This is a genomic window from Pseudoalteromonas sp. (assembly GCF_018402495.1).
GTDB lineage: Bacteria > Pseudomonadota > Gammaproteobacteria > Enterobacterales > Alteromonadaceae > Pseudoalteromonas.
Window position 1 is genome coordinate 211,403 of record NZ_JAGYIU010000004.1, and the last position, 25,844, is coordinate 237,246.

At 40.0% G+C, this 25,844-nt stretch carries 21 protein-coding genes; 16 read left to right on the top strand and 5 right to left on the bottom strand.

Features of this window, described 5'->3' with window-relative positions; translation table 11 throughout:
• The first annotated feature begins 148 nt into the window (after nucleotides 1-148).
• The 6 genes from lpdA (at nucleotide 149) to KG708_RS13360 (ending at nucleotide 8,445) form a co-directional block, all read left to right on the top strand.
• Nucleotides 149-1,576 carry a dihydrolipoyl dehydrogenase gene (gene lpdA, locus KG708_RS13335; protein WP_131691702.1) on the top strand — a complete coding sequence of 476 codons (1,428 nt, stop codon included), beginning with the start codon at nucleotides 149-151 and terminating at the stop codon, nucleotides 1,574-1,576.
• A gap of 649 nt (nucleotides 1,577-2,225) precedes the next feature.
• Nucleotides 2,226-2,912 carry a DTW domain-containing protein gene (locus KG708_RS13340; RefSeq protein WP_213610512.1) on the top strand — a complete coding sequence of 229 codons (687 nt, stop codon included), beginning with the start codon at nucleotides 2,226-2,228 and terminating at the stop codon, nucleotides 2,910-2,912.
• Nucleotides 2,913-3,811: 899 nt separating this feature from the next.
• On the top strand, nucleotides 3,812-4,816 hold the full coding sequence (locus tag KG708_RS13345; protein WP_213610514.1) for a Fe(3+) ABC transporter substrate-binding protein: 1,005 nt from the start codon (nucleotides 3,812-3,814) through the stop codon (nucleotides 4,814-4,816).
• Nucleotides 4,816-6,447: an iron ABC transporter permease gene (locus tag KG708_RS13350; RefSeq protein ID WP_213610516.1), complete on the top strand. Its 1,632-nt coding sequence runs from the start codon at nucleotides 4,816-4,818 to the stop codon at nucleotides 6,445-6,447. The genes KG708_RS13345 and KG708_RS13350 overlap by 1 nt, the downstream gene beginning before the upstream one ends.
• The gene (locus KG708_RS13355) at nucleotides 6,448-7,500 is read left to right on the top strand and encodes an ABC transporter ATP-binding protein (RefSeq protein ID WP_213610518.1); all 1,053 of its coding nucleotides are present in this window, start codon (nucleotides 6,448-6,450) and stop codon (nucleotides 7,498-7,500) included.
• Between the two features lie 45 nt (nucleotides 7,501-7,545).
• A complete protein-coding gene (locus KG708_RS13360; protein WP_213610520.1) occupies nucleotides 7,546-8,445 on the top strand; it encodes a Dyp-type peroxidase in 900 nt (299 codons plus the stop codon).
• Nucleotides 8,446-8,502: 57 nt separating this feature from the next.
• Here KG708_RS13360 and argR read toward each other — a convergent pair whose 3' ends face one another.
• Complete coding sequence (gene argR, locus KG708_RS13365; RefSeq protein WP_008114955.1) at nucleotides 8,503-8,970, bottom strand: transcriptional regulator ArgR; 468 nt, start codon at nucleotides 8,968-8,970, stop codon at nucleotides 8,503-8,505.
• 225 nt (nucleotides 8,971-9,195) lie between these two features.
• Here argR and mdh point away from each other — a divergent pair, with 225 nt between their 5' ends.
• Nucleotides 9,196-10,128, top strand: a complete 933-nt coding sequence (gene mdh / locus KG708_RS13370) for a malate dehydrogenase (RefSeq protein WP_213610522.1) — start codon at nucleotides 9,196-9,198, stop codon at nucleotides 10,126-10,128.
• 86 nt (nucleotides 10,129-10,214) lie between these two features.
• On the opposite strand, the gene ispB is transcribed toward mdh, so the two are convergent.
• A complete protein-coding gene (ispB, locus tag KG708_RS13375) occupies nucleotides 10,215-11,186 on the bottom strand; it encodes an octaprenyl diphosphate synthase (RefSeq protein ID WP_213610524.1) in 972 nt (323 codons plus the stop codon).
• A 423-nt stretch (nucleotides 11,187-11,609) separates the two neighbouring features.
• Between ispB and rplU the strand changes: the two genes are divergently transcribed.
• The 7 genes from rplU (at nucleotide 11,610) to KG708_RS13410 (ending at nucleotide 17,177) form a co-directional block, all read left to right on the top strand.
• Nucleotides 11,610-11,921 carry a 50S ribosomal protein L21 gene (gene rplU, locus KG708_RS13380; protein ID WP_004587921.1) on the top strand — a complete coding sequence of 104 codons (312 nt, stop codon included), beginning with the start codon at nucleotides 11,610-11,612 and terminating at the stop codon, nucleotides 11,919-11,921.
• 16 nt (nucleotides 11,922-11,937) lie between these two features.
• Nucleotides 11,938-12,195 carry a 50S ribosomal protein L27 gene (rpmA, locus tag KG708_RS13385; protein ID WP_008114963.1) on the top strand — a complete coding sequence of 86 codons (258 nt, stop codon included), beginning with the start codon at nucleotides 11,938-11,940 and terminating at the stop codon, nucleotides 12,193-12,195.
• Nucleotides 12,196-12,349: 154 nt separating this feature from the next.
• A complete protein-coding gene (gene cgtA, locus KG708_RS13390) occupies nucleotides 12,350-13,501 on the top strand; it encodes an Obg family GTPase CgtA (RefSeq protein WP_213610526.1) in 1,152 nt (383 codons plus the stop codon).
• Nucleotides 13,502-13,575: 74 nt separating this feature from the next.
• A complete protein-coding gene (folA, locus tag KG708_RS13395) occupies nucleotides 13,576-14,067 on the top strand; it encodes a type 3 dihydrofolate reductase (protein WP_213610528.1) in 492 nt (163 codons plus the stop codon).
• A gap of 82 nt (nucleotides 14,068-14,149) precedes the next feature.
• On the top strand, nucleotides 14,150-14,524 hold the full coding sequence (locus KG708_RS13400; protein ID WP_213610531.1) for a DUF3718 domain-containing protein: 375 nt from the start codon (nucleotides 14,150-14,152) through the stop codon (nucleotides 14,522-14,524).
• A 180-nt stretch (nucleotides 14,525-14,704) separates the two neighbouring features.
• Entirely contained in the window at nucleotides 14,705-16,645 is a 1,941-nt protein-coding gene (locus KG708_RS13405) for a methyl-accepting chemotaxis protein (protein ID WP_213610532.1), read from the top strand.
• Between the two features lie 58 nt (nucleotides 16,646-16,703).
• Nucleotides 16,704-17,177, top strand: a complete 474-nt coding sequence (locus tag KG708_RS13410; protein WP_213610533.1) for a peroxiredoxin — start codon at nucleotides 16,704-16,706, stop codon at nucleotides 17,175-17,177.
• Nucleotides 17,178-17,250: 73 nt separating this feature from the next.
• Here the strand turns inward: KG708_RS13410 and KG708_RS13415 are convergent, their stop codons facing one another.
• Complete coding sequence (locus KG708_RS13415) at nucleotides 17,251-19,374, bottom strand: S8 family peptidase (RefSeq protein ID WP_213610534.1); 2,124 nt, start codon at nucleotides 19,372-19,374, stop codon at nucleotides 17,251-17,253.
• Nucleotides 19,375-19,694: 320 nt separating this feature from the next.
• On the opposite strand from KG708_RS13415, the gene KG708_RS13420 reads away from it, so the two are divergent.
• The gene (locus KG708_RS13420; protein ID WP_213610535.1) at nucleotides 19,695-20,879 is read left to right on the top strand and encodes an NAD(P)/FAD-dependent oxidoreductase; all 1,185 of its coding nucleotides are present in this window, start codon (nucleotides 19,695-19,697) and stop codon (nucleotides 20,877-20,879) included.
• A 226-nt stretch (nucleotides 20,880-21,105) separates the two neighbouring features.
• Here the strand turns inward: KG708_RS13420 and KG708_RS13425 are convergent, their stop codons facing one another.
• Nucleotides 21,106-22,194, bottom strand: coding sequence for a GGDEF domain-containing protein (locus KG708_RS13425; RefSeq protein WP_213610536.1), 1,089 nt, complete (start codon nucleotides 22,192-22,194; stop codon nucleotides 21,106-21,108).
• A 251-nt stretch (nucleotides 22,195-22,445) separates the two neighbouring features.
• Nucleotides 22,446-25,193 (bottom strand): prolyl oligopeptidase family serine peptidase, encoded by a 2,748-nt coding sequence (locus KG708_RS13430; RefSeq protein WP_213610537.1) that lies wholly within the window; start codon nucleotides 25,191-25,193, stop codon nucleotides 22,446-22,448.
• A gap of 323 nt (nucleotides 25,194-25,516) precedes the next feature.
• Here KG708_RS13430 and KG708_RS13435 point away from each other — a divergent pair, with 323 nt between their 5' ends.
• Entirely contained in the window at nucleotides 25,517-25,819 is a 303-nt protein-coding gene (locus KG708_RS13435) for a damage-inducible protein J (protein ID WP_213610538.1), read from the top strand.
• Nucleotides 25,820-25,844: the final 25 nt, after the last annotated feature.

Below are 25,844 nucleotides of genomic sequence, written 5' to 3' on the forward strand. Positions count from 1 at the left end.
TAAAATCAAATCCCAGCCAGTTGTTTTTTGCTGGGATTTTTATCATTTGCAATGATACACTATTTGCACAAATGCCCTTTTCTGCCTTGCAGAAACATGGCAGTAATATTTTGGGGCTGTGTCCCGTTCAAACAATAAAGGTATTAGCATGAGCAACGAATTAAAAACTCAAGTTGTTGTACTAGGCGGTGGTCCTGGTGGTTACTCTGCGGCTTTTCGCGCTGCTGACTTGGGCTTAGAAGTTACATTAGTAGAATCTCGCGAGACATTAGGCGGTGTATGTCTTAATGTTGGTTGTATTCCTTCTAAAGCACTTTTACACGTAGCTAAAGTAATTGATGATGCTGCAGAAATGTCATCTCACGGTGTTACTTTTGGTGCCCCAAAAATCGACTTAGATGAAGTTCGCTCTTGGAAAGAGTCTGTTGTTGGCCAACTTACGAGTGGCTTAGACGGCATGGCTAAAATGCGTAAAGTAAAAGTTGTATCTGGTTACGGTAAATTTACTGGTAGCAACACCTTAGACGTTGAAGGTGCTGATGGCAAAACAACCATTACCTTTGATAACGCAATTATTGCTGCAGGTTCTAAGCCTGTAAACTTACCTTTCATCCCAGAAGATGACCGCGTAATTGATTCAACCGGTGCGCTAGAGCTTAAAGATGTGCCTGAAAAACTACTTGTTTTAGGTGGTGGTATCATCGGTTTAGAAATGGGTACAGTTTACCGCGCACTAGGTTCTGCAATTGACGTTGTAGAATTTGCTGACCAGTTAGTACCTGCTGCTGATAAAGACATCATGAAAGTTTACCAAAAGCATGTTAAAGACAAATTTAACGTGATGCTTTCAACTAAAGTAACAGGCGTTGAAGCAAAAGACGACGGTTTATACGTGACGTTTGAAGGCAAAAATGCGCCAGCAGAGCCAGTACGTTACGACAAAGTACTTGTTGCAGTAGGTCGTACGCCTAACGGTAACTTGTTAGACGCTGACAAAGCCGGTGTTAATGTTGATGAGCGTGGCTTTATTAACGTTGATAAGCAACTTAAAACAAACGTAGATCACATTTATGCAATTGGTGATTTAATTGGCCAGCCTATGCTTGCGCATAAAGCGGTTCATGAAGGCCATGTTGCTGCTGAAGTTATTTCTGGTAAAAAGCATTACTTTGATCCTAAGTGTATTCCTTCGGTCGCTTACACTGACCCAGAAATTGCTTGGGCAGGTGTAACTGAGAAAGAAGCCAAAGAGCAAGGTTTAAGCATTGAGACAGCGGTATTCCCTTGGGCTGCGTCTGGTCGTGCAATTGCCTCTTCACGTACTGAAGGTTCTACTAAGCTTATTTTTGATAAAGAAAGCGGCCGTATCATCGGTGGCGCTATGATTGGTATTAACGCCGGTGAAATGCTGGGCGAAATTGGTTTAGGTATTGAAATGGGTGCAGATGGTGAAGACCTAGCATTAACTATTCATGCTCACCCAACACTGAACGAATCAATCGGCCTTGCAGCTGAAATTTTTGAAGGTTCAATCACTGATTTACCAAACAAAAAAGCAGTTAAAAAGAAGAAGTAATCGCTTTTAATTAACCGCAATAAAAAACCCAAGTCTCGGCTTGGGTTTTTTGTTTTTATAGCTATCAGGTTTTAGATGTTAGATATCAGAAATCAGATATTAGAAATTAGATATTAGATATTAGATATTAGAAATTAGAAATTAGATATTAGAAATCAGATATTAGATATTAGAAATCAGAAATTAGAAATCAGATATTAGAAATCAGATATTAGAAATCAGATATTAGAAATCAGATATTAGAAATCAGATATTAGAAATTAGATATTAGATATTAGATATTAGAAATCAGATATTAGGAATTAGATATTAGATATTAGAAATTAGGTATTAGAAATTAGGTATTAGAAATTAGAAATCAGCGCGCAGCGCCTCGGTGTTCTGTGTGGGTTAAAATACTTGTAGACGAAGAGCTTGCTCACGTTAGCCGCGCAGCGGCTCATGGTTTTGTGGCTCAAGGCCAAACCTGCGCGAGGTAAACTCCCGCCTACAAATATAAAAAACATCTAACGTCTGTTGTCTGATATCTAACACTCAACCCTTAACCCTTAACTCTTAACTCTTAACCATCCATACCTGGGCGCTGATATCTATTCCTTTTGATTTTAGCTACAATATGCGCAGTTCAGTTTATAGGTAATAACTCATAGTGACTCAAGGTTTCAAAAATTCAGTTTTAGCATTACGTGCCCAGCAAATAAGTGAGTCTCGACGAGAGTTTAATGCTCGGGGCGGCAAAATGAACCGCTGTGAGCAATGCTTAATAGCCAAGCATTACTGTATTTGTGAAGGCGCTCAGTACGCAAGCTGTGACGCTGCGGTTTGTTTACTAATGTATCATAATGAAAGTTTTAAACCGTCTAATACAGGGCGTTTAATTGCACAAATAGTCCCTGACAATTATGCGTTTCGCTGGGATAGAACCTCCCCAGATCCTGCTTTATTAGCACTGTTGAGTAATGAAGAGTATCAACCTTTTGTGATTTTTCCTGCAGAAGATGTTGAAACAGATAGAGTAGTAACGCAAGTGGAGCCTGTTGCAGGTAAAACGCCTTTATTTATATTTTTAGATGGTACATGGCGTGAAGCTAAAAAAATGATCCGTAAGAGTCCATATTTAGACAACTTGCCCGTGCTTTCTATTAGTGCACAAAAGCTCTCAGATTACCGATTACGTGTAGCACCCCATGCTCACCAGTTAGGTACGGCAGAAGTGGCTATTATGGTATTGGCATTAGCGAATGAGGTTGATGCAAGCACTAAATTAGAACAGCATTTTATTAAGTTTCGCGACGCCTATTTACTCGGTAAGCGTAACAAAGGCAGACCCGAATAAAAAGCAGGGCACGAACATTCAAAAAACTGAGTTTAATGCTTGTTCATAGTTTGAATGTATATAATCTTGGCTGACCGCTGACCGCTGACCGCTGACCGCTGACCGCTGACCGCTGACCGCTGACCGCTGACCGCTGATTTTCAGGCAAAAGAAAAGCGCGAACCATCTCTAGTCGCGCTTGCGGAATCTTCTAACTTTGCTGCATCCTGCAATTGAACCTAATCAACTCCAATTTTTACGTTCCGTGTTATTACAATATTACTTTCTAGTTCTATGTAATATAGGCTATCCGGGCCTGTCTCCCTAAATCCTTGAAACATCCTGTACGGTAAAATCTATTACCTATCCTTATTGCACATCCGAGTACATTCCGTTTTTACAATTCCGTTGTGCTGCCTTAAAGGCCTGTCCGTTTTATTCCCTACCCTTTAGCAACAACTTTTCCGTGTTGTTATCCATTACGCATCATCCTGATGCTATCCTTTGTGCAACAATCCATTGCGATACTCATCCTGAGTCTGTCCTTAAATCCTTGTTATCCTAAAAACCAAACCTTGGTACTAGAGTAGTTAATCCGTTTCCATTTACTCGGTAAGCGTCGTTGCTTATTTATAGGCTAATTATAGAGAGTGATTTGCAGTAAATGTAGGATAAAACCGTTTATGGTTTATATTCTTACAAATGAAATATTTTAAAATTCCATAAAATACAAAAGCTTATTGTGTTTTTGGGGTGTTGTGCAGGGTGTTTTTACTCATTAGCTGTCATAAGCGTAAGAGATATCTTACAAGGGTTTTCTTTTTTGGGCGTATTTATCACGAAGTTATTATATAAAGTGTGCACTTTTTGGTTCATCACGGTAAAATTAATGATAATAATTATTAATCAGGTAAGAAAATATGAAAAAAACGCTCGCGCTAGTTGTTGGGTTAATTGCTTCAGCACCGGCTGTTGCAACAGATGTTGTGAATATTTACTCATTTAGACAACCTTTTTTAATTAAACCTATTTTAGATGATTTTACACAGCAAACAGGCATCAAAACTAACGTGGTGTTTGCTAAGAACGGTTTAATAGAGCGTGTTAAGCGTGAAGGCAAACACAGCAGAGCTGATTTAGTGCTGACTTCTAATTTTAGCGCGTTAATTGAGTTAGAAGAACTAAACCTTACGCAAACCATAAAAAGTGAACAAGTTAATAATAATGTACCGGCTGCATTTCGTGATGGCGATGGTCAGTGGGTGGCGCTTACTAAGCGCGTACGTAATGTTTACTCTTCAAAAGAGCGTTTAGGCGCATTGCCTAATTTAACCTACGAAGATTTAGCAAAGCCGCAATACAAAGGGCAAATTTGTACCCGCTCTGGTAAACATCCTTATAACCTGGGGCTTGTCGCTTCTATGATTGCTCATCATGGCGAAGCACAGACAAAAACATGGCTTGAGGGCGTTAAAGCAAATTTAGCGCGTAAACCGCAAGGCAACGACCGCGCACAAGTTAAAGCTGTTAAAGAAGGTTTATGTAATTTGGCCTTAGGTAACAGTTATTACTTGGGCAAAATGCTGCAAGATGAAGCACAAAAGGCATGGGCTGAAGCCGTACATATTAATTTTCCAAATCAAACTGATCGTGGTTCACACATAAACGTATCGGGTGCGATTATTACAAAGTATGCTAAAAATCCCGAAAATGCCTTGAAACTTATAGAGTATATGACAGACAATAAGGCGCAAAATATGTATGCCTCGCTCAATATGGAGTATCCGGTTAAGCCAGGTGTGAAACTTTCTAGTTTGGTTTCATCGTGGGGGAGCTTTAAGGAAGACAGCTTACCGCTTGATGAAATTAGCAAATATCGTCCGTTAGCACTTAAGCTAATTGATGAGGTGAAGTTCGATCTTTAATGACTTATAAATTTCAGTTGTCTAAATGGCAGCTAATTGCATGGTCGACAGGGTTATTACTGTCGACCCCGTTGTTTTTCCTACTATTAGAATCTTTACAAGGCGACTCAGAGGTATTTACCCACCTGTGGAATACTGTATTGTGGGATTATATAAGTAATACCGTATTGCTTATTTTAGGTGTGGGATTACTTAGTTGTGCCATTGCACTGCCGCTTGGTTGGTTAACCGCTTATTGTCGCTTTCCAGGTAAAAAACAATTTGAATGGGCACTGATGTTGCCCCTTGCCATGCCAACCTACATTATTGCCTATGTTTACACTGACTTACTTGACTACGCAGGGCCGGTGCAAATAACCCTAAGAGAGTGGTTTGGTTGGCAATCCCCAAGTGATTATTGGTTTTTTGATATACGTACTTTGCCAGGAGCTATTGTTATGATTGCGCTGGTACTTTACCCCTATTTATATTTAATTTTTAAAACCGCTCTGCGTGAACAATCATTTAAATTAGTTCAAGCTAGCCAATTAATGGGATTAAATGCGTGGCAAAGCTTTTTTAAAGTTAGCCTTGTGTTATCGCGTGGCGCCATTGTTGCGGCACTTGCGTTAATAAGTATGGAAACCATGGCTGATTTTGCTACCGTCAGCTATTTTGCTGTGAGTACTTTAACCACCGCCGTATACGATACTTGGTTTGGCTATTATTCATTAACTGCGGCGGCAAAAATCTCTGGAGTCATGTTATTACTGTTATTTTTAGCCTTGATCACTGAGCGTTTTAGTCGTCGAAACCAAGCGGTGTTTGAGCGTCAATCGAGTGTTAATAGTGAGGCGCTCTATATTCTCAAAGGCAAATCAGCGTGGTTAGCAACGGGGTTTTGCAGTTTTATTTTAATTATTTCATTTATTATTCCCATGGTTGTATTGCTCAACTATGCGGTTATGTACTTTGATCAGGCGTGGAATAGTGAATTCTTTAGCTATGCGTGGCAAAGTTTAAAAGTGGCGGCTGTAGTGAGTGTGGTTACTATTATACTGAGTGTTTTAGTGGTGTTTTATCAGCGCATTGCTAAACAAGCTAATCCACTCATACCTGGGCGTTTGGCCAGTACAGGCTATGCGTTACCGGGCACAGTATTAGCGATTGCGGTATTGTTGCCGCTAACCTTATTAGAAAATACCATTAACCGTATTTTGACGCCTTATGACTTAGATATTGGTTTATTACTGACCGGCAGCCTACTCACTATTATTTTTGCTTATATAGTGCGGTTTTACGCTGTTGCACACGGCGCTATAGAATCGAGTTTCTCACGTATTAGCCCCTCGCTCGATATGGCAAGTCAATCGATGGGAAAAAGCCCAGGTAACACGCTTAGGTTAGTGCATTTGCCTTTACTACGCCGTGGCTTGTTAACTGCTGGTTTATTGGTTTTTATTGAGTGTATGAAAGAGCTCCCCGCCGCTTTACTGTTAAGGCCTTTTAACTTTGAAAGCTTAGCAACTCATGTGTTTCAATATGTAAGCGATGAACAATTAGAGCTGGCTTCTATATCGGCTTTGTTTATTGTGGTGGTTGGATTTATTCCGTTATATTTTATTAATCGTTCTATGGAGCAACGTAGTTAAATGAGTAGTTTGATTTTACAAGGCGTGAGCTATGCATATAACGGGACTAAGGTGATAGACGGTTTAGATTTAACCTTAGGTAAAGACGAAATAGTGTGTTTACTCGGTGCCAGTGGTTGCGGTAAAACGACCACACTAAAAGCGATTGCAGGTTTAATTGAAGCTAAACAAGGGCAGGTATTTATTGATGGTAAGCTCGTCAGTGATACGCATACTTTTGTTGCGCCAGAGCATCGTAATATTGGCATGATGTTTCAAGATTATGCGTTATTTCCACACTTAACGGTGGCTAATAATATTGCGTTTGGCTTAAGCAATATGAGTAAAGCAGACAAACAATCACGTGTAGATGAAATGCTAAAGTTGGTACATTTAGTTGGTTGTGCCAATAGGTACCCCCATCAGCTCTCTGGTGGGCAACAGCAACGAGTGGCTATTGCACGCGCATTAGCATATAAACCAAGCTTACTGTTACTCGACGAGCCTTTTTCTAATATTGATACTCAAGTCCGATTTGAGTTAATTGCCGATATAAGGCGTATTATTAAAGCCCAGCAAGTATCTGCTGTGTTTGTTACTCACTCAAAAGAAGAGGCGTTTGCATTTTCAGATACGCTTGCGGTTATGCATCAAGGTAAAATTGCGCAGCAAGGGACACCAGAGCAGCTTTTTGCACAGCCAAGCTCAAAGGAGGTTGCAGAATTTCTGGGTCAGGGCATATACTTAGGCGCAACGGTATTAACCGACACTGAATATCAAACGCAGTTTGGGGTGGTTGAATCAATACTGCCACAACAACACGCGGTGGCTGAAAAGGGTGTTATTTATGTGCGTCCACATCAGCTTGAGCTTGTTAGTAATAACGATGCTCAGCAGCAATGTGAGCCGGTTAGTATACTAAGTAGCCGTTTTATTGGTTCGGCTTACGTATACACTGTGGTTATTGCTGATCAAGAAATAGAAGTTGCAGCTCAGTATGGCCAGTCATTTAAAATTAATGAACCGGTTATAATAAAAATAAAACCGCACACGGTGAATTTTTTCAAGCAATAGCTAATTGTTCTTCGCTGTGTTTTGCTCTAAAAGTAAGGAATAACAATGGCGCAAGCGCAATCAGGGATTTGTGCTGAAGCAAACTTACACGGTTTGCACTTATTTTTTAATGTACTTGATGGCCACGACGAGTCACTTCGCGCTAAGCTTAAAAAAGTGAGCGATATTGAAGATGAGTTTAGTGATCAGTTCTCTGAATCTATGCTTTCTTGCATGGTGGCTATTGGCGCGCAATACTGGCCGCATATTTTACCTGACTTTATACCCAGCGAACTACAGAGCTTTCCTAATATTACCCATAGTGATTTTGTTATGAGTGCGAGGCCATGTGATTTGTTTGTACAAGTTCGTTCCGATAGAGAAGATGTGAACCACTTATTTGCATTGCAAATATTAAAACTTTTTACTCCTGATGTTGAGCTAGTGGAGCAAATTCGTAATTTTCGCTTTTTAGATGGTCGTGATTTTAATGGCTTTATTTATGCCGGAGATACTCCGCATGGTCGTCAAAAGCGGGTAACGGCACTTGTTAATAAACCTGAGAGTTTTGAAGATCAAGGCAGCTATATTCATGTACAGCGTTATAAGCATGACTTAACGTTATGGCAGCACTTGTCGTTACAAGAACAAGAGCAAATAATGGGGCGCACCCGTCTCGACAATATCCTGATCAGCCCGCCACTTGAAAACAGCCATGCAACCCGAAGTGAATTAAAAGATGAGCAGGGGCAAGCATTGTTACTAAATCAAAGTATGCCGTATGGCGACGTTTATGAGCAGGGAATGTTAATGATTACGTGTTCGGCTAAAGGGGATGCATTCGAGAAAGTGCTTAACAGCCGTTTAGGGCAGGGAGAGATTTACGACCATTGGCTTGATTTTACTCAAGCAGATATGGGCTCTGCGTTTTTTGCACCCTCAGTGCGATTTTTAAAGCAGTTATAAAACAAACCAGTAACGGCTACGTATTAGTATAGCCGTAACAATGATAGCCAAACGTGTTTAAACCGTATCAAATAAAATACGCACACGCTCTAATGTTAAGTCTATTTCTGATACTTTTGCTGGCGCGATAAAAATAGTGTCATCACCGGCAATGGTTCCTAGTACGCCATCCGCCTTGCCTAATGAGTCGAGCAAGCGGGCTATTAACTGCGCAGCGCCTGGGCTGGTGCGAATAATGATCATCATTTCGTTATGCATAATATCAATAACCAGCTGGCGTAACGGGCTTTTAGCTGTAGGTACACCCATTTCAGCGGGTAAACAGTACACCATTTCTTGTTTTGCATTACGAGTACGCACTGCGCCAAATTTACTTAACATTCGCGACACTTTACTCTGGCTAATATTATCAAAGCCTTGCTCTTTTAGTGCATCAACTATTTCGCCTTGTGAACCAAAATTTTCTTCTTTTAAAAGTGCTTTAAAGGCTTTTACCAATGCTTCTTGTTTGTCTTGTGGTTGCATAGTGTCTAATTAGTTATGTAATCAATACTGCAAATTCTACACAAAAATGCATAATTATGCAGCAGTTGTTTAGCTAAGTTGCCATTTTGCTGCGTTTAAACAACAAAGTTTACAACTATGGTCGAAAATATAGCTAAAATAGGCAGGATAAATTTGTTTTTAGCCGTTAATTTCTTTATCTTATAAACCACAAATATTTCCTTCCTCAAATTACGGAGAATTCCAATGAAAGTTGCTGTATTAGGTGCTGCAGGCGGTATCGGTCAAGCGTTGTCTTTATTATTAAAAACAGGCTTACCAGCTGGTTCTGAATTATCACTATATGATGTTGCGCCAGTAGTTCCTGGTGTTGCTGTTGACCTTTCTCATATCCCAACAGATGTAAAAGTTGAAGGTTTTGGTGCTGATGCACTAGATAAAGCATTAACAGGTTGTGATATCGTTTTAATCCCTGCAGGTATGCCACGTAAGCCGGGTATGGATCGTGCTGATTTATTTAATGTTAACGCTGGTATTATCAAAACATTAGCAGAAGGCATTGTTGCTAACTGTCCAAAAGCACTGGTAGGTATTATCACTAACCCAGTAAACGGCACTGTACCTATTGTTGCTGAAGTATTTAAAAAAGCGGGTACATATGACGCTAAGCGTGTATTTGGTATTACAACGTTAGATGTGATCCGTTCTGAAGCGTTTATTGCTGAACTTAAAGGTGTTGATGTAGCAAGCGTTAAAGTACCAGTCATTGGTGGTCACTCAGGTACAACCATTTTACCGTTACTTTCTCAAGTTGAAGGCGTTACTTTCACTGATGAAGAAGTGGCTACACTGACTCCACGTATTCAAAACGCAGGGACTGAAGTAGTTAATGCTAAAGCAGGCGGTGGTTCTGCAACATTATCTATGGGTGCTGCTGCGGCACGTTTTTGTATGTCTTTAGTTAAAGGTCTACAAGGTGAAGAGGTTGTAGACTACGCATACGTTGCTGTTGAAAATGGCGATGCAGAGTACTTTGCACACCCAGTACGTTTAGGTAAAAATGGTGTGGAAGAAATTCTTTCTTACGGCACCCTAAGCGCATTTGAAGAGCAAGCTAAAAATGACATGCTTGAAACGCTAAGAAAAGATATTAAAGAAGGTGTTGATTTTATGGCGTAATAGCCAAAATTAACTAATAAAAAAGCCTGCATTTGCAGGCTTTTTTATTGCTCGAAATTTTACGTTCACTAATAGGCTCACTAATATTAATGGTCGCGGTCAACCGCTATGCGGGCTAAGCTGATTAATGCCTGCTTGTAACTCGACTCAGCTAAGCATTCTAAACAAGCGATTGCTTTTTCTGCCTCTTGCTCGGCTTTTTGCATAGTGAACTCAAGAGCATTGGTATATTTGAGTGCAGCAAGGATCTCATCAAGGTGTTCCATGCCATTACAGTGCTCGATAGCGTCTCTTATTAACTGTGTTTGCTGCTCATTGCCGTGTTGCATGGCATAAATTAACGGCAGTGTTGGTTTACCTTCCGCTAAGTCGTCGCCAATATTTTTACCTAGTTGGTCGGCATCAGCGTTGTAATCTAAAACATCATCCACTAACTGAAAAGCGGTGCCTAAATGCATACCATACAAATTAAGTGCTTCTAATACATTATCATTTTGTTCAGTAATAATAGCTGCCAGTCCGGTTGCCGCTTCAAATAACTTAGCGGTTTTAGAATAAATAACCTGCATATAACTGGCTTCAGTGGTATCGGGGTCATTGCAGTTCATTAATTGCAGTACTTCACCTTCAGCAATAATGTTAGTTGCATCAGCCAGTATTTGCATTATTTGCATTTTGCCAAGACCCACCATTAACTGAAACGAGCGGGTGTAAATAAAATCACCCACCAGTACGCTAGCAGCATTACCAAACTCGGCATTTGCTGTCGGTGTGCCACGGCGCAAGTTAGATTCATCGACCACATCATCATGTAAAAGCGTTGCGGTGTGGATAAATTCAATGATAGTTGCTAGCGTAATGTGATCTTTGCCTTGGTAACCTAGCGCTTTTGCCGCCAAAATAGCCAACATAGGGCGAACACGTTTGCCACCGCTGTTAACTATGTACAAACCAAGTTGATTAACTAACGCCACATCTGAGCGCATTTGCGCATGTATTAGTTGATTGACGTCATTCATATCGCTTTCGATTAACGCCTGGATAGATTTTATATCCATTGATCTCCGAGCCAATTTAAATATGTGAACGGCGCAGATTGTACAACAAAAAATGCCTTAGCTCGATATTTTGTGACGATTCCTTAAAAAAACACCCTTAAGTAGGTTAAATGAACGCTTAACTTTGTGAATGATAGCTTAACCCGCGTGGTTTAATTTTAAGTAATACTTGATGGTTAATTGAACTGTATAGGCTGGCTTTGTTATTGCTAATTTATTTTCTGTATCCGTTAAAAAGCGCTTGGCAAAGGGGGATTTTAATATAAAATAGGGGAAATATTGAATTGCTCTCAATGCAGCTACTTTTTATTCATTTAATTACAAAAAGAGGCTTGCTAGTTTTTGCGCATTAGCGTAAACTTCGCGCCCTATTGAAGAATATTTTAGTTGCGTCGATTTGAGGGCGCACAGACGGAGTTAATTATGTACGCGGTTTTCCAAAGTGGTGGTAAACAGCACCGTGTGACTGAAGGTCAAACAATTCGTCTTGAGAAATTAGACGTTGAAACTGGTGCAGCAGTTGAATTTGATTCAGTACTTTTAGTTGCTGATGGTGAGAAGATCGAGATTGGTGTACCGTTCGTAAACGGTGGTAAAGTAACAGCTGAGGTTGTTTCACACGGTCGCGGTGAGAAGATTAAGGTTGTTAAATTTAGACGCCGTAAGCATTCTCGTAAGCAAATGGGCCATCGTCAATGGTTCACAGAAGTTAAAATCACTGGCATTAGCGCTTAATTAGAGGTACTTAGAAATGGCACATAAAAAAGCAGCTGGTAGTACTCGTAACGGACGCGATTCAGAAAGCAAACGCCTAGGTGTTAAGCGTTTTGGTGGCGAATCAGTTCTAGCGGGTAGCATCATTGTTCGTCAGCGTGGAACTCGTTTTCACCCAGGCGCAAACGTAGGTATCGGTAAAGACCACACTATCTTCGCAAAAGCAGATGGTAAAGTTCAGTTTGAACAAAAAGGTCCTTTAAACCGTAAATACGTAACTATCGTAGCTGAGTAATCAGTAAGGTAGTTAAAAAACCCCGCCTTTGCGGGGTTTTTTGTTTTAAGCATGTTTAAATATATACCCAAGTGTTTTTATGCTCAGTGTGCTCTATGGGCCACTTAGGTATATAATAGAGTTATTAACAAGCCAATCCCTAAAGTGAGTAATCATGAAGTTTGTAGATGAAGTAGAAATTCGCGCAGAAGCTGGTGACGGTGGCAGCGGCATCGTGTCTTTTCGTCGTGAGAAATATGTTCCAGATGGTGGACCTGATGGCGGTGACGGTGGAGACGGTGGTAGTGTTTATCTACAAGCTGATGAAAACTTAAATACCCTAATTGACTATCAATTTGAGCGCTTCCACAGAGCAGAGCGCGGTACAAACGGTCAAAGCCGTAATTGTACGGGTAAGAAAGGTGAAGACCTGATCGTTAAAGTGCCTGTTGGTACACGTATTATTGATGTTGATACACAAGAATCATTAGGGGATTTAACCCAAGATGGTCAACGAATTGTGGTTGCAAAAGGCGGTTTCCATGGCTTGGGGAATGCGCGTTTTAAATCAAGTACTAATCGTGCCCCTCGTCAAAAAACGCTCGGCACACCGGGTGAGGTACGTAACCTTAAATTAGAGCTAATGCTATTGGCTGATGTAGGCTTGCTAGGGTTGCCAAATGCAGGTAAGTCTACGTTTATTCGTAGCGTGTCTGCGGCTAAGCCAAAAGTAGCCGATTATCCGTTTACTACGCTTATTCCAAATTTAGGTGTAGTACGTCCTGAGGCAAACAAGTCATTTGTTATTGCTGATATTCCGGGTTTGATTGAAGGGGCATCAGACGGTGCTGGCCTCGGTATTCGCTTCTTAAAGCATTTAGAGCGTTGTCGTGTGTTATTACATATTATTGATGTGATGCCAGTTGATGGGTCTAACCCTGTTGATAATGCGTTTGCAATCATTAATGAGCTTCATCAGTACAGCCCTAAGCTTGCTGAAAAGCCACGTTGGTTAGTATTTAACAAAATAGATTTATTGCCTGAAGATGAAGTTAAAGCATTGTGTGATCAAATTGCACAGGAGTTAGGCGAGTCTGAGAATGTTTATAGCATTGCAGCTATTAACAAATTAAATACGCAGTCGTTAATTCATGACATCATGACCCTGCTTGACAGTATGCCTAAAGAAACATTTGTTGAAGTTGCGGACGAAGAAGTTGAATTTAAGTGGGATACCTACCATCAAAAAGCGACTAAAGGCGATGATGATGACTGGGATGATTGGGATGAAGATGATTACGACGTAGAAGTTATCTACGAGCGTTAATGATCATTATGTGTATTTAAAAGGAGCTAATGCTCCTTTTTATTTGATTAATAATAAAGTTTTGGGTGTTTAGTGTGATAATTTCAATGATTGCAGCAATGGCAAATAACCGTGTCATTGGCCTAGATAATAAAATGCCATGGCATTTGCCTGGTGATCTTCAGCACTTTAAAAAAGTAACCTCTGGTAAGCCTGTTATCATGGGACGCAAAACATTTGAATCGATAGGGCGGCCTTTACCTGGGCGTCGTAATATTATTATTACTCGCAATACTGAATATCAAGCACCTGGAATTGAAACTGTGGCAACACCAGCAGCGGCACTTGAGCTTGTTAATGATGTTGCAGAGGTGATGATTATTGGTGGCGGAAACATCTATCAGCAGTTTTTAGCGCAGGCACAGCGCCTGTATTTAACCTTTATTGACCTAGATGTTGAGGGGGATACACAATTTCCTGATTACCTAAGTGTCGCAAATTGGCAAGTTGACAATGAAATGTTGATGATGCCTGATGAAAAAAATAAATATAGTTATAAATTCGTAACTTTGAATAAAGTTTATTAACATTATTGCGAAAATCTGAGCATGTTGGTAGAATATTAAACATTGAATTACGAAAAAAGTACCAATACAGGGTGTCCAATCAATGATTAAATTACCGAAGCTAGTTGTAATTGCTGCTATTGCAGCGGGTTCGTTTGCTTATACTGCGCCTGCAAACGCTAATGAGCAGTTAGCTATTTCTATCTGTGAATATACTGCTGCAGACGATAAAAGTCGTTTACGAAATACCTTAAAAAGTTCACGTGTGAAATTACGTAATATTTACGATGCAATTCTTTGTAATGGTAACAACTTATTACGTCATGCTGTTGCAAGTAATGCGGTTGATACTGGTGAGTTCATTGTTAAAAACTTATCAAAAAGCTCACTTGAAGATGGCGCAGATATCGCATGGGCTGAGGCAAATCATGCCGGTTCTGCTTTAATCCCTATTATTAAAGATCGCGCAGGCCTGTAAATAAAAGCCTAATTAAAAAACCGCGTTTAAACGCGGTTTTTTGCTATATAAAACGGCCTTTTATCTGGCTCTTAACCACTTCTAAATACACCTGAGTATTTCCTCTAATTAAATCTTTCACATAAAAATGTCATAAAAATTCAATATTATATAAGCAATGTTATTTTTTGAGATATGTTTATGCGTGTATCATTCTTTACCCGTCTTTTAGCAATTTTATTAACCTTAGCCAGTGTGCTGTTAGCCGCTACTTTATTATGGGCAAGCCATACATTGCTAAAAATTCAACAACAAGACATTGCTTATAGCCAATTAAAAAATACTATCATGGTTGATCTTGCAGGGCTATTAGAGGACTATTTAGCGCAGGGCGATAGCCAATACTTAACACAATCGTCAACCTTGATTGAGAAACTTAAAACGCAACAGTTAAATGTGCTTCCTTCTGAATTAGAAACTCAACTTTCAACACAGTTACTTTTATTAAATAAAGACATCAACGGTAAATACCGAGCACTAGGCAAACTCGCAGGTAACGAAACTGCGCTATTAGATAATGCGCTTAGGCAAATGGCGGGCTCAGCGTCATCGCTTATCAATTATGTACAAAAAGCATCAACTCAAGGTAGCCATGCTCTAAGCTACAACAAGTTGGCGAGTGACTATTACAGTGAAGTGGTTAATTTATCTTTATCGACCTATCAACTGCTAAATGATTACCAGCCTGAAGTTGAAAAAAATTTACAACAAAGCGTAAAAAATCTTAATTTACTTGCAACAAAAATTGAACAGCTGCCTAATTTAGGAGTTATGACAGAAGTTGATGAATTTGCGTTATTTGCAGATGAGGAGCCAGAAGATCTTGCAACTGATATAAAGGCGGAGTTAATTAGTTGGCCTAACCGTTATTTACGTGATTTAAGCAGTACGTTATCGCAAGCTAAGCAGCGTCGCTCAGGAACGAATGATTTACGTGAACAAATTAGTCTTTTATCTAAAACAGTGATTAAGGCGGAGCAAACATTAAAAGCGCAACAAGATACGGTAAAGCAACAAGTATTTTGGTTATTTGGAATTGCAATAGGTGGTTTAGTAATATTAGCTTTTGGTGTTTATTGGGCTCAACGTAAACAGGTTTTACAGCCTTTACGGGGTCTGCGAGACGGGTTTGCATTTTTAATCGAAAGTAATGAGTTAAAAAATATTACAGTAAACAACCCTAAAACAGAGGTTGGTGAAATAGCGCAGTATTTTAACCAGTTAATTGAGCGTCAACGTTTAGAGGCGCAAGAAAGAGCAAATATGCTTAGTGTTGTTAGTGATTTTATGCAGCAAATGAGTGGGCACTTAGAAGAAATAGGTGCAAAGAGCACAACTAGCTACGAGCAAGTTGTTAAAAACGAAAGCTTACTAGTAAACATTCAACAAATAGGTGAGCAAGTTAATCATGTTAACTCTCAAGCTGCTAATAATGCTCAAAATACCTATGAAGCAATGCAGCAAAGTGTGGGTTTTGCTAAAAGTATGCTTAATGCGAGTTCTGATACGCAACAACGTATTGAACAAGGGATGCACAGTGTTCAAGAATTGCTCAGCGGCGTACAAGGGGTGAGCAATATAATAACGGTTATTCGCACTATTGCCGAGCAAACTAATTTATTAGCACTCAATGCCGCAATTGAATCTGCAAGAGCTGGTGAGCAAGGACGAGGTTTTGCTGTGGTTGCGGATGAAGTACGACAATTAGCTATGCAAACTCAAGGGTCATTAAAAGAGATAAACGAACAGTTGGCTCTATTAAGTGAAAATTCTCAAGTTGTGTACTCACAAATTAACGCGCTGACTGAAGACGCTCAGTTACAAACCGACAATGCTCAAGAACTTCAAGCAAACTCTGAAGGGGTGGCTAGTAATGCTCAGCAGGCAAATAAAGTGGCTGTTGAAGCGATGGAGCTTGCAAAGCAGCAAAGCGACTTACTGAATAACTTTACTCAATCAATGCATAATATGAAAAACCAAGTAAATGAATCGAGCGAGCTGGTTTCAGATATACGTTCGCAATTAGCACTGCAGATGATATCAATTAAAGAAGGTTTAGGTTTAAATAACAATAATGATTAAGACGAATGAAATATTTATCTGTATGCTAAAAGGCAACCTAATTACCTAAGGAATTAATATGATAGAACAAGGTCATACATTACCCGCTATTAGTTTGACTCAGCTGACTGATGACGGCATGAAAACACTAAAAAATGATGTGCTATTTGCGAATAAAAAAATTGTTTTATTTGCAGTCCCAGGGGCATTTACACCCACGTGCTCTAACGCTCATTTACCTGGGTATATTAGCTTGGCTGATAAAATTAAAGCCAAGGGGGTTGACGCTATTTACTGTGTTTCGGTCAATGATGCATTTGTTATGAAAGCATGGGGTGAGTCACAAAATGCAGAGCATATAGACATGCTTGCAGATGGCGATGCTAGTTTTACCTGTGCTTTAGGGCTTGAAAAAGATACTGCAGGCTTTGGGGGAGTACGCTCGAAACGTTACGCTATGGTTGTTGATAATGGTGTTGTTACAGATCTGTTTATAGAACAAGATAAAGAATTTGTTATAAGTAGTGCTGAGGCTGTATTAGCAAAGCTTTAACAGTATGCTTTTTAATTAAGAAGAATAAAAAAGCCGATACAAATGTATCGGCTTTATATAAAGAGAGATCGTATTATGGCTGGTATTGAGCGCTTAGAGTTAAACCAGAAAAGGTCTGATACGCATTAACACTTAAGTGCCATATTCCTGCTTGAGGATTGCTAAACGTACAGGTTTCGGCATTACCATTTTTGTATGGACGGCAGTCATAGCTTGAGCTTGTTGGCTGACTACCAAATTTCACAAATAAGTCTGCATCCCCAGAACCACCTGAAGTCGTTACAGTAAAGCTTGCCATACCTGCAGGTACATCTAATGTGAAATGTTTCCACTGGCCAGCACTTGCTGAAATATCAGACACAGTACCACCACCTGCTTGCGGTGTGCCATCACCTGCTCCACCTCCTGTGATGTTACCGACTAAACTAACCCCACTATAGGCTGAATAACCGCGTAGCATGACATGATAAGTACCTGCCGCTGGGTTATCGATAGAACACTCTTCACTGTTACCGCCTTTATATGGACGACAATCATATGTGTTTGTGGTTGGTTTACTGCCTGCACGTACATACAAGTCAGCATCACCTGTGCCCCCACTCATTGTGAAAGTAACATTTGTTGCACCACTGGGTACTGTCATAGTGTAAAAATCTTGTGCACTTGCCGCACCGCTTAATCCTGTTTTAGCTTGTCCATCAACAAGCTCATTATCACCGGTTGTGGGTGGTGTACCACCAGATGCTGCAGCAACAGCAGCTGCGGCATCAACAATGCCTGTTCCACAATTATTACACGTTGCTGGAAATGAGCGAGTGGTTGTTTTTAAAATACTTTCTATTTCATCAGGGGTTGCATTTGGTTTTGCTTGCTTGATCAGTGCTGCTACACCTGCAACGTGAGGAGCCGCCATTGAAGTGCCTTGTGAAAAGCCATAGCTATCACTTGATGGCGTTGTTGAACCTGCATTATAAGTTGATAAAACACCCTCAGAATCATTGGCAAAACTTTGTGCACCCCCGGGTGCAGCTACATCAATATTATTACCATAGTTTGAGTAATAAGCACGGCCACCGTCACGGCCTACGGAGGCAACATTTATCACGCCATTACAATTACCAGGGTTATAATTTGCAGAGTTATCATTACTATTGCCTGCTGCAATCACAATAGCAGCCCCATTATTACGTGCTTGATTTATAGCGTTTTGTGTCGTTGAGCTGCATGATCCGCTCCCCCCTAAACTCATATTAATCACATCAGCAGGATTTGGGTTGCTCGGTACACCTGATACATTACCACCTGCAGCCCAAATAATACCGTCAGCAATATCTGAGGTTAAACCGCCACATTTACCCAATACACGTACAGGTACTACTTTGGCGTCATAAGCAACACCAGCAACGCCTTCGCCATTGTTTGTTACGGCAGCGATAGTGCCCGCAACGTGAGTGCCATGCCAACTAGAGCCTTGTGCAGGGTTATTACCACATTCACCGGCTGCAACCGCATCGCCAGGATCGCGAGCATCGCTGTCGCGTCCATCGCCGTCATTAGCAACGGATAGATTAGAGATCATATCGTAGCCTGGTAAAATATTAGCATTTAAATCAACGTGCGGGCGGTAGCCTGTATCAAGCACCGCAACAACGACACCGTTGCCTGTTGCCGTATCCCACGCAGTGGGTAAATTAAGTCCACCCGCTTGCTCATAGTAATGCCACTGGTCGCCATAACGCGGATCATTTGGTGTGGCAAATGGCTTTAACATTTGATCGACTTCAATATATTCAACATTGCCTGAATTAACTATATCTTGCATAAACTGTTGAGCTTCTTCAGCGCTAAGTTTTTTGTCGGCACGCATTACGTGGTGATTATTTAATGCCATAGCACGCACATATTTTGCTTTCACTTTTCCTTTTTTTGAGGTGAAGTTTTTTACGAAGTTTTGTGCTTTTTTATTCATCACTGCCGGTGACACATCAGCAGTAGAAGTGCTCATGGTCGCGTTATTATTTTTATATTTGATAATAAATTGAGTTTCAAAGCCACCTTGATTTTGTAACTTAGCTGAGGTTTCTGCCATTGAAGGAGCAATTGCTTGCACTGGGTTTGCCATGCTTGAGCTGGCAGCAAATAGTGTACTTATTGTTAGCGCAACAGCGCCTTTTTTAAATAAATTATTAGAAGTCATAATTACCCTTAGTTTTATTATTATTTGTGAAAACTCACAAAGCGGGTACAAAGGTAAATGATCTGTTAACTATTTTGAAATATTAAATATATATGTACCTCTTTCATTTAGTTATAACCGCGTATTTAGTGTGTTTACAGTGATATTTTAATTGTTTTGTATTTACTTTTTTGTTTTTAACCACCTTAATGGGTTGTTTTTTTTGGGTTGTTGTTTTTCTATTATTTAATCTTTATTGAAAAATTAAAAACAATTAAGTAGCTATCTTGTTGTTATTGAAACTTTGTTATAATTGGCAAAAGTTTTAAAGAGATAACTAAATGACTCACGTTGATGTGATAGTGATCGGTGCCGGGGCGGCTGGTTTAATGTGTGCAGCGCAAGCAGGGTATCGTGGCCGAAGCGTAACAGTTCTTGATATGGGGAAAAAACCAGGGCGCAAGATTTTAATTAGTGGTGGCGGACGTTGTAATTTTACCAACGAAAACGCAAGCCCTAGTAATTATTTATGTTCGAACCCTCATTTTGTAAAATCGTGCTTAAGTCGTTATACGCAGCATGACTTTGTAGAGCTTGTAGAACGACATGGTTTGGCGTATCACCATAAAACATTGGGGCAATTATTTTGTGATAATAGCGCACAAGACATTGTAGATATTTTACTAACTGAGTGTGAGTGGGCAGGCGTTACTATTAAACTGCGCAATGAAGTGTTAAATGTCGCTAAAACAGCCACCGGCTATAGTGTCACAACAGAACAAGAAACATTTACTTGTGAGTCGCTTGTGGTTGCATCGGGTGGGTTAACCATGCCTAAACTTGGCGCTACGCCAATAGGTTATAAAATTGCAGAGCAATTTGGTTTAAAAGTATTGCCGACGATGGCTGCTTTGGTTCCCTTTACCTTACATCAGCACGATAAAGACCGTTTTGAAGGGCTTTCGGGTATTAGTATTCCTTGTGAAGTGACCAGCGAAGATGGCACTGTATTTAAAGAAAATATTTTATTTACCCATCGAGGGCTATCTGGGCCTGCTATATTGCAAATAAGCTCATTTTGGCGAGCAGGTCAGGTAGTCACAATCAATTTATTGCCTGAACTAGATTTAAAGCAACAGCTGGCTGATTGGCGAGAAACGCAAGCGCAAAAATCGTTGAAAAATAGCCTCGCGACTATTCTTCCTAAGCGCTTTGTAGAAATACTTCACGCCAGTAACGCCATTCCCGATTGTAATATTAATCAACTTACGCATGGTCAAATAGATGCACTGGCTGATTATATTCATGCGTGGCAAATTAAACCCAATGGTACTGAAGGTTATAGAACCGCAGAGGTTACTCTAGGCGGAGTCGATACCGACGAGTTAAGCTCAAAAACATTTGAGGCTAAAAAAGCCAAAGGCCTCTATTTTATTGGCGAAGTAACCGATGTAACAGGTTGGTTAGGAGGCTATAATTTTCAATACGCGTGGAGCTGTGGATTTGCCGCAGGGCAGTATGTTTAATGTTGTGTATTAACACCAATTCGCAGTGATACTTAATCATTTTAAGGGGATAAATCAGCCGCTGGCTGCGTTAAAAATTGCTCATTTAGAACAACTAAATAACGACATTTTTACTTTGCTATTGGCACAATTTTCCTTCCTTAAAATAGCTCACTTAATTGAGCGAATTGCTATAAATAAAAATTATTGAGCTATTTATCCACAATGAAAAATGATCACTCCTTAGCTATATAGAAGCTAGGGAGGTATTACTAATGCAATTATTATCATTAACAAAAACGGCATTTCGACCGCTATTTTTAGCTCTGTATAGCGCCTGATCGACTCTCTCTAAGTTGTTTGTAACTGAGTCGCTTGGGTTGATAACTGTTACCCCTATACTTATGCTTAATTTAATATTTGTGACAGGGTGGGTAAAAATATACTCTCTTAATTTATTTGCTTGCGTTATTGCCTCCGTTAACGAGGTATTTGGTAAAATAACCGTAAACTCTTCTCCCCCCCAACGTGCAATTAATGAGTGGTTGGGCATGCTACTTTTAATCAGTTTAGCAAACTCAGCTAACACTTTATCACCGACTAAATGACCATAGGCGTCGTTTATTTTCTTAAAGTGATCAATATCACAAATAAATAAGCAGTTTGTGGTTTTTGTTTCTTTGCTGCTGGTAATGACTTGCGACAATGCATAATCAAATTTTTGCCTATTATAAAGCCCTGTGAGTTTATCTGTTTCAGCGAGATGTTGAATCTCTATATTACGGGTTGTTAAATGCGCATATGCAGAAAAACGTGTTTTTTCATAAAATCTGAAAATTAAGATATGGGCAATGCTGACCTCAATGATGTTAAATAAAGAGCCCAGCCCTATAGTGACGGTTAGCTGTTGTTGCTTATAAGTTAGGTAAGCACAAATACAAAAAGCAATGGCGCTAAAAATGCTCCCCCAATTTCTACCCACTAAAAAAAACGCAAAAGGGGGAATAAGTGTTGCCCAAAATAAAGAGTGAGCAAGGCCACCTACAGAGATAACAAATGTCATTATTAAACTAACGACCATAAATGTAACTGCCCATGCCGCAGCACTGACATTTGCAGTTTTACTAAACCAGCCATAAATAGCTAATGATATAACTAAGCCTAATGCATCAATGGCGGCAATATCGTAACTGTGAAAGTAGAACAGGTTGAGCAGGGTTAAAACTAAAAAGTAGCAGGTTGCCGTTAATAATGAATGAGCAATTAAGCGTGTGCGCCAAAAGTCTTTATGATCTTTTGGATACTGTGGTAGTCCTTTGTACCAAAAATCTAGCATGCTCTACTTCTCTTAGACTGTGTCTTTTTTATTGACTGATTATTACTCATAACCCGCTCATATAAAAGTACCGAGTAAATAACTACAAAAATAAAGGGTTATCTAGCTTGCGCTATTTTTGTGTTCAAACGGCAGCTCAATGTTTGCTATGAAGATTTTGGTTTAAGTTGTGGTTGGTAAATTATTTGATGTTAAAAGCTAAAAACCCCATAGCCTATCAGTGTATAGGGTTTTTAGCTTCAAGAGAGGAGTTATTCTTCTACAAACGCTTCGCCCTCAGTGATCCACTTAGCGGCCGGTTTGCCTTTTAGATGATGATCAAAGTACTGCATCATGCGCACGGAGAAGTCCACTTGATTTGGGAATTGCTTTAAGTGATGCGGTTCACCTTCATATTGTAAAAAGGTGGCATCTTTACCTGCACGGCGCAATGCTAAATAGTACTGAACGCCTTCGTGCCATGGCACCGCATCATCTTTGTCGCCAAACATAATTAAGATAGGCGTGTTTACTTTATCTGCAAAAAATACTGGCGAGTTTTCAATATACAGCTCAGGGGCTTCAAATAAATTTTTACCAATACGGCTTTGCCCTGTTTCATACTGAAATTGGCGTGCAAGCCCAGATTTTAAGCGAATGCCACTGTAAGCACTGGTCATGTTAGACACTGGCGCGCCCGATACCACTGCTTTAAACATATCAGTTTGGGTGATCATAAATGCACTTTGATAACCCGCCCAAGAGTGGCCTTGTAAGCCTATTTTATTAGCATCGGCAATGCCTAAATCAATTAGCTTTTGGGTGGCGTTGATCATGGTTTGAGTTGAAGACTTACCAGGGTGACCTATTTCAAAGCGAATGTCAGGTAAAAAAATGGCGTAGCCATTTGAGGTAAACATCGGGAAATTAGGGCGATGATTTAATTCCATTTTTGGAAAGTCATACATGCGCTGGCTCATGTAGCGGTAAAAGTACACTACAACAGGCACTTTATCGCCTTTTTTATAACCGGCAGGCTTGATTAATACCCCTTGTAAATCTTCACCATCAAAGCCTTTATAGCTAATGAGTTCAGGTGCTTGTCCCCAAGCAAAGTTGCTTATCTGAGGGTTAAGGTTAGTTACGCGTTGTGGTTGTTTAAAGCTAAAGTCTGTTTGGTAAATATCTGGAAATTGCTGATAGGTTTGCTCAGTAAATAAGTATTTATCGGCATTTTTGGCCTTTTTAACTACATCAAAGCGCTTATTACCTGTAAGTAATTTAGTGACTTCAAGGGTTGCTAAATTAAGTTTAGCCACTTCACTTTGCTTGCTTTGTAAATTAATCGCAGAAAGCAGGAGCGTATCATTGTTGTTAAAGCCTACTTGGTTTTTATCAAGTTTGATCACCCTGTACTGCGTGTTATTTTGCTTGCCATTCGTTAAACGCTTGGCTTGCTTGGTATTGACGTTAAATGACCAAATATCGTATTTGCTATAAACCAGTATTTCGCTGCTATCGCTTAGCCAGCCTGCAAAACCATAGCCAGGCTGCTTGGATGGATAGTCGTGTTTGTCATCGGCAAATGTGGCGTTAATCGCTTTGCTGAGTACGCTCACTTTGTTATTACCTAAGTTTTTAAGCTGTACTTGGTTATTATCAAAGTAAGCAGCAAACTGCCCATTAGGCGCAAGGCTCGGCCTAAATGGATAGTCGTTAATAATAGGAGTTTGTTTACCCGTGTTTATATCAACAGCAAAGTAGTCAGCAAAAAAACCGCCATACATTACTTTTTCAAGATGCGCTAAATTTGAGTAGCCTAACAATGAAGTGGCACGCTCAGTATTAAGCGACAGCTCAGGCATATTTGGCGTGCTTAACTGAACGACTTGCTGTGAGTTTACATGGTATACCGCAGTGTAATGACGGTTTTTATTATTTTCATTCCATTGCTGCTCTTCGCGCGGTTTAATTTGCGCGTCATTGTTGTGCCATACATTTAACCCTTTATGGTCGCGAATTACTTCAAAGTCATACAGTGATGACTCATCTGTGTATTCTTTTTGTTTAATTTTTGCTGCGAGTTTTGGGCGGTTTTCAAAGTATAAACGTGTACCATCTTCGGCCCAAGTTAATGTCGCGGTTTTGCCCATTAACCATTCTGGGTTAGGTGATTGCAAAGTGGTTAGCGTGTCGTTTTGCCACAGCGTTAATTCGTACTGGCGACGACGTTCATCTTGGTTTACATAGTTTCCTAAGGTAAACGCAACGGTTTTTTCGATTGGGTGCCATGCTATTTTGCTAGCAACCACACCAGGCTCATCAATTAATACGGTGCTGGTAAAATTATCGAGTGAAAATAAGGTAATTTGATTATTGCCGCCATCAACATAGCTTTGACTCACCAATAGCTGATCGCTGGTGGCACTAATGCCATAGGTAAACACGTTTTTAAGAGTATGAGTGCGTTTGTCACTTAAGTTAACGATAACCAGCGGATAGCTTTTATCTTTTTTGTCGGCAGTGATAGCGCTATCGTTGTCGAGCTTTTTATCGTCTTCTTCAGCGTTTTCATTTTTGCGATAGGCCAGCCACTGGCCGTTATTAGCTAGCACGTAATCTTTTACATCATTAAAGCTTTGCTGCTCACCGGTTTGGGTATTCACTAATACTAAGTTATTTTTTAAGTCGCTTTTTTTCTTCGTGGTTTCTTTTTCAAGCAGGGTAGGCACCTGCGTAAATGCGACCCAGTTTGCCATTTTATTGATGCTAGGGTGTGTACCACGCTCTACTTCTGCAATAAGTTTGTTGTTATTGAGTGAGTAGACTTGTCCAGTGGCATTACCACGATATGGCGTTGCACTAAACGATAAAACTTGGCCATCTTCCGAGAGCTGCATGCCTTTTACCGACTTAAAATCAAATACATCTTTAAATTCTAGAGGCTTATTAGCCAAAGCACTGGTACTTGCTAAGCTTGCGATAAGTGCAGAGCCTACAAGAGTGAGTTGTGTTTTCATTGTTGATTCTCGTTTTTTAATATTATTTTATTGTAACGAGTTTTAACAACAATTCGAGTAGATACGATAAGTGGTAGCAGGGCAGAGATGAGAGGTTAAAATTAAGGGTGAAAGGTGAAAGGTGAAAGGTGAAAGGTTAAATTTTCGAGCATCGGGCGATAGGAGGGAGGTGTTAGGGGGCGGTCTAAAAACACTGTAAACCCTGAACTTTAATTTTGTACTAAAGCGGCTAGGCGTTGGTAATCCGTCTTGAGTCGTTAGTTAGTCACCCTTGCTCGACTCTAATGCTAACGTTTGTACACACGCAAACTTAGGGGCTACTCATGGACACTAGAATTCAATTTCGTGTTGATGACGAAATTAAACGTTTAGCCCAACAAATGGCTGAGAGCCAAGGTCGCACACACAGGGATGCTTGCCGTGAACTTACTGAACAAATGGCTGAGCAACAAAGAAAAACATTATCTCATGACACTTGGTTAACTGAACAAATAAACCTAGCATTTGAGAAGTTTGACTCAGGAAAATCTTCATTTTTTGAACATAATTCAGCTAAAGCACGAATGGCTGAACGAAAGGCTAAAATTCGTAATCGAGGCCAGCAAAGATTAAAGGGTTTAATTTAATAATCTTGTTAACCTAACTAACAAA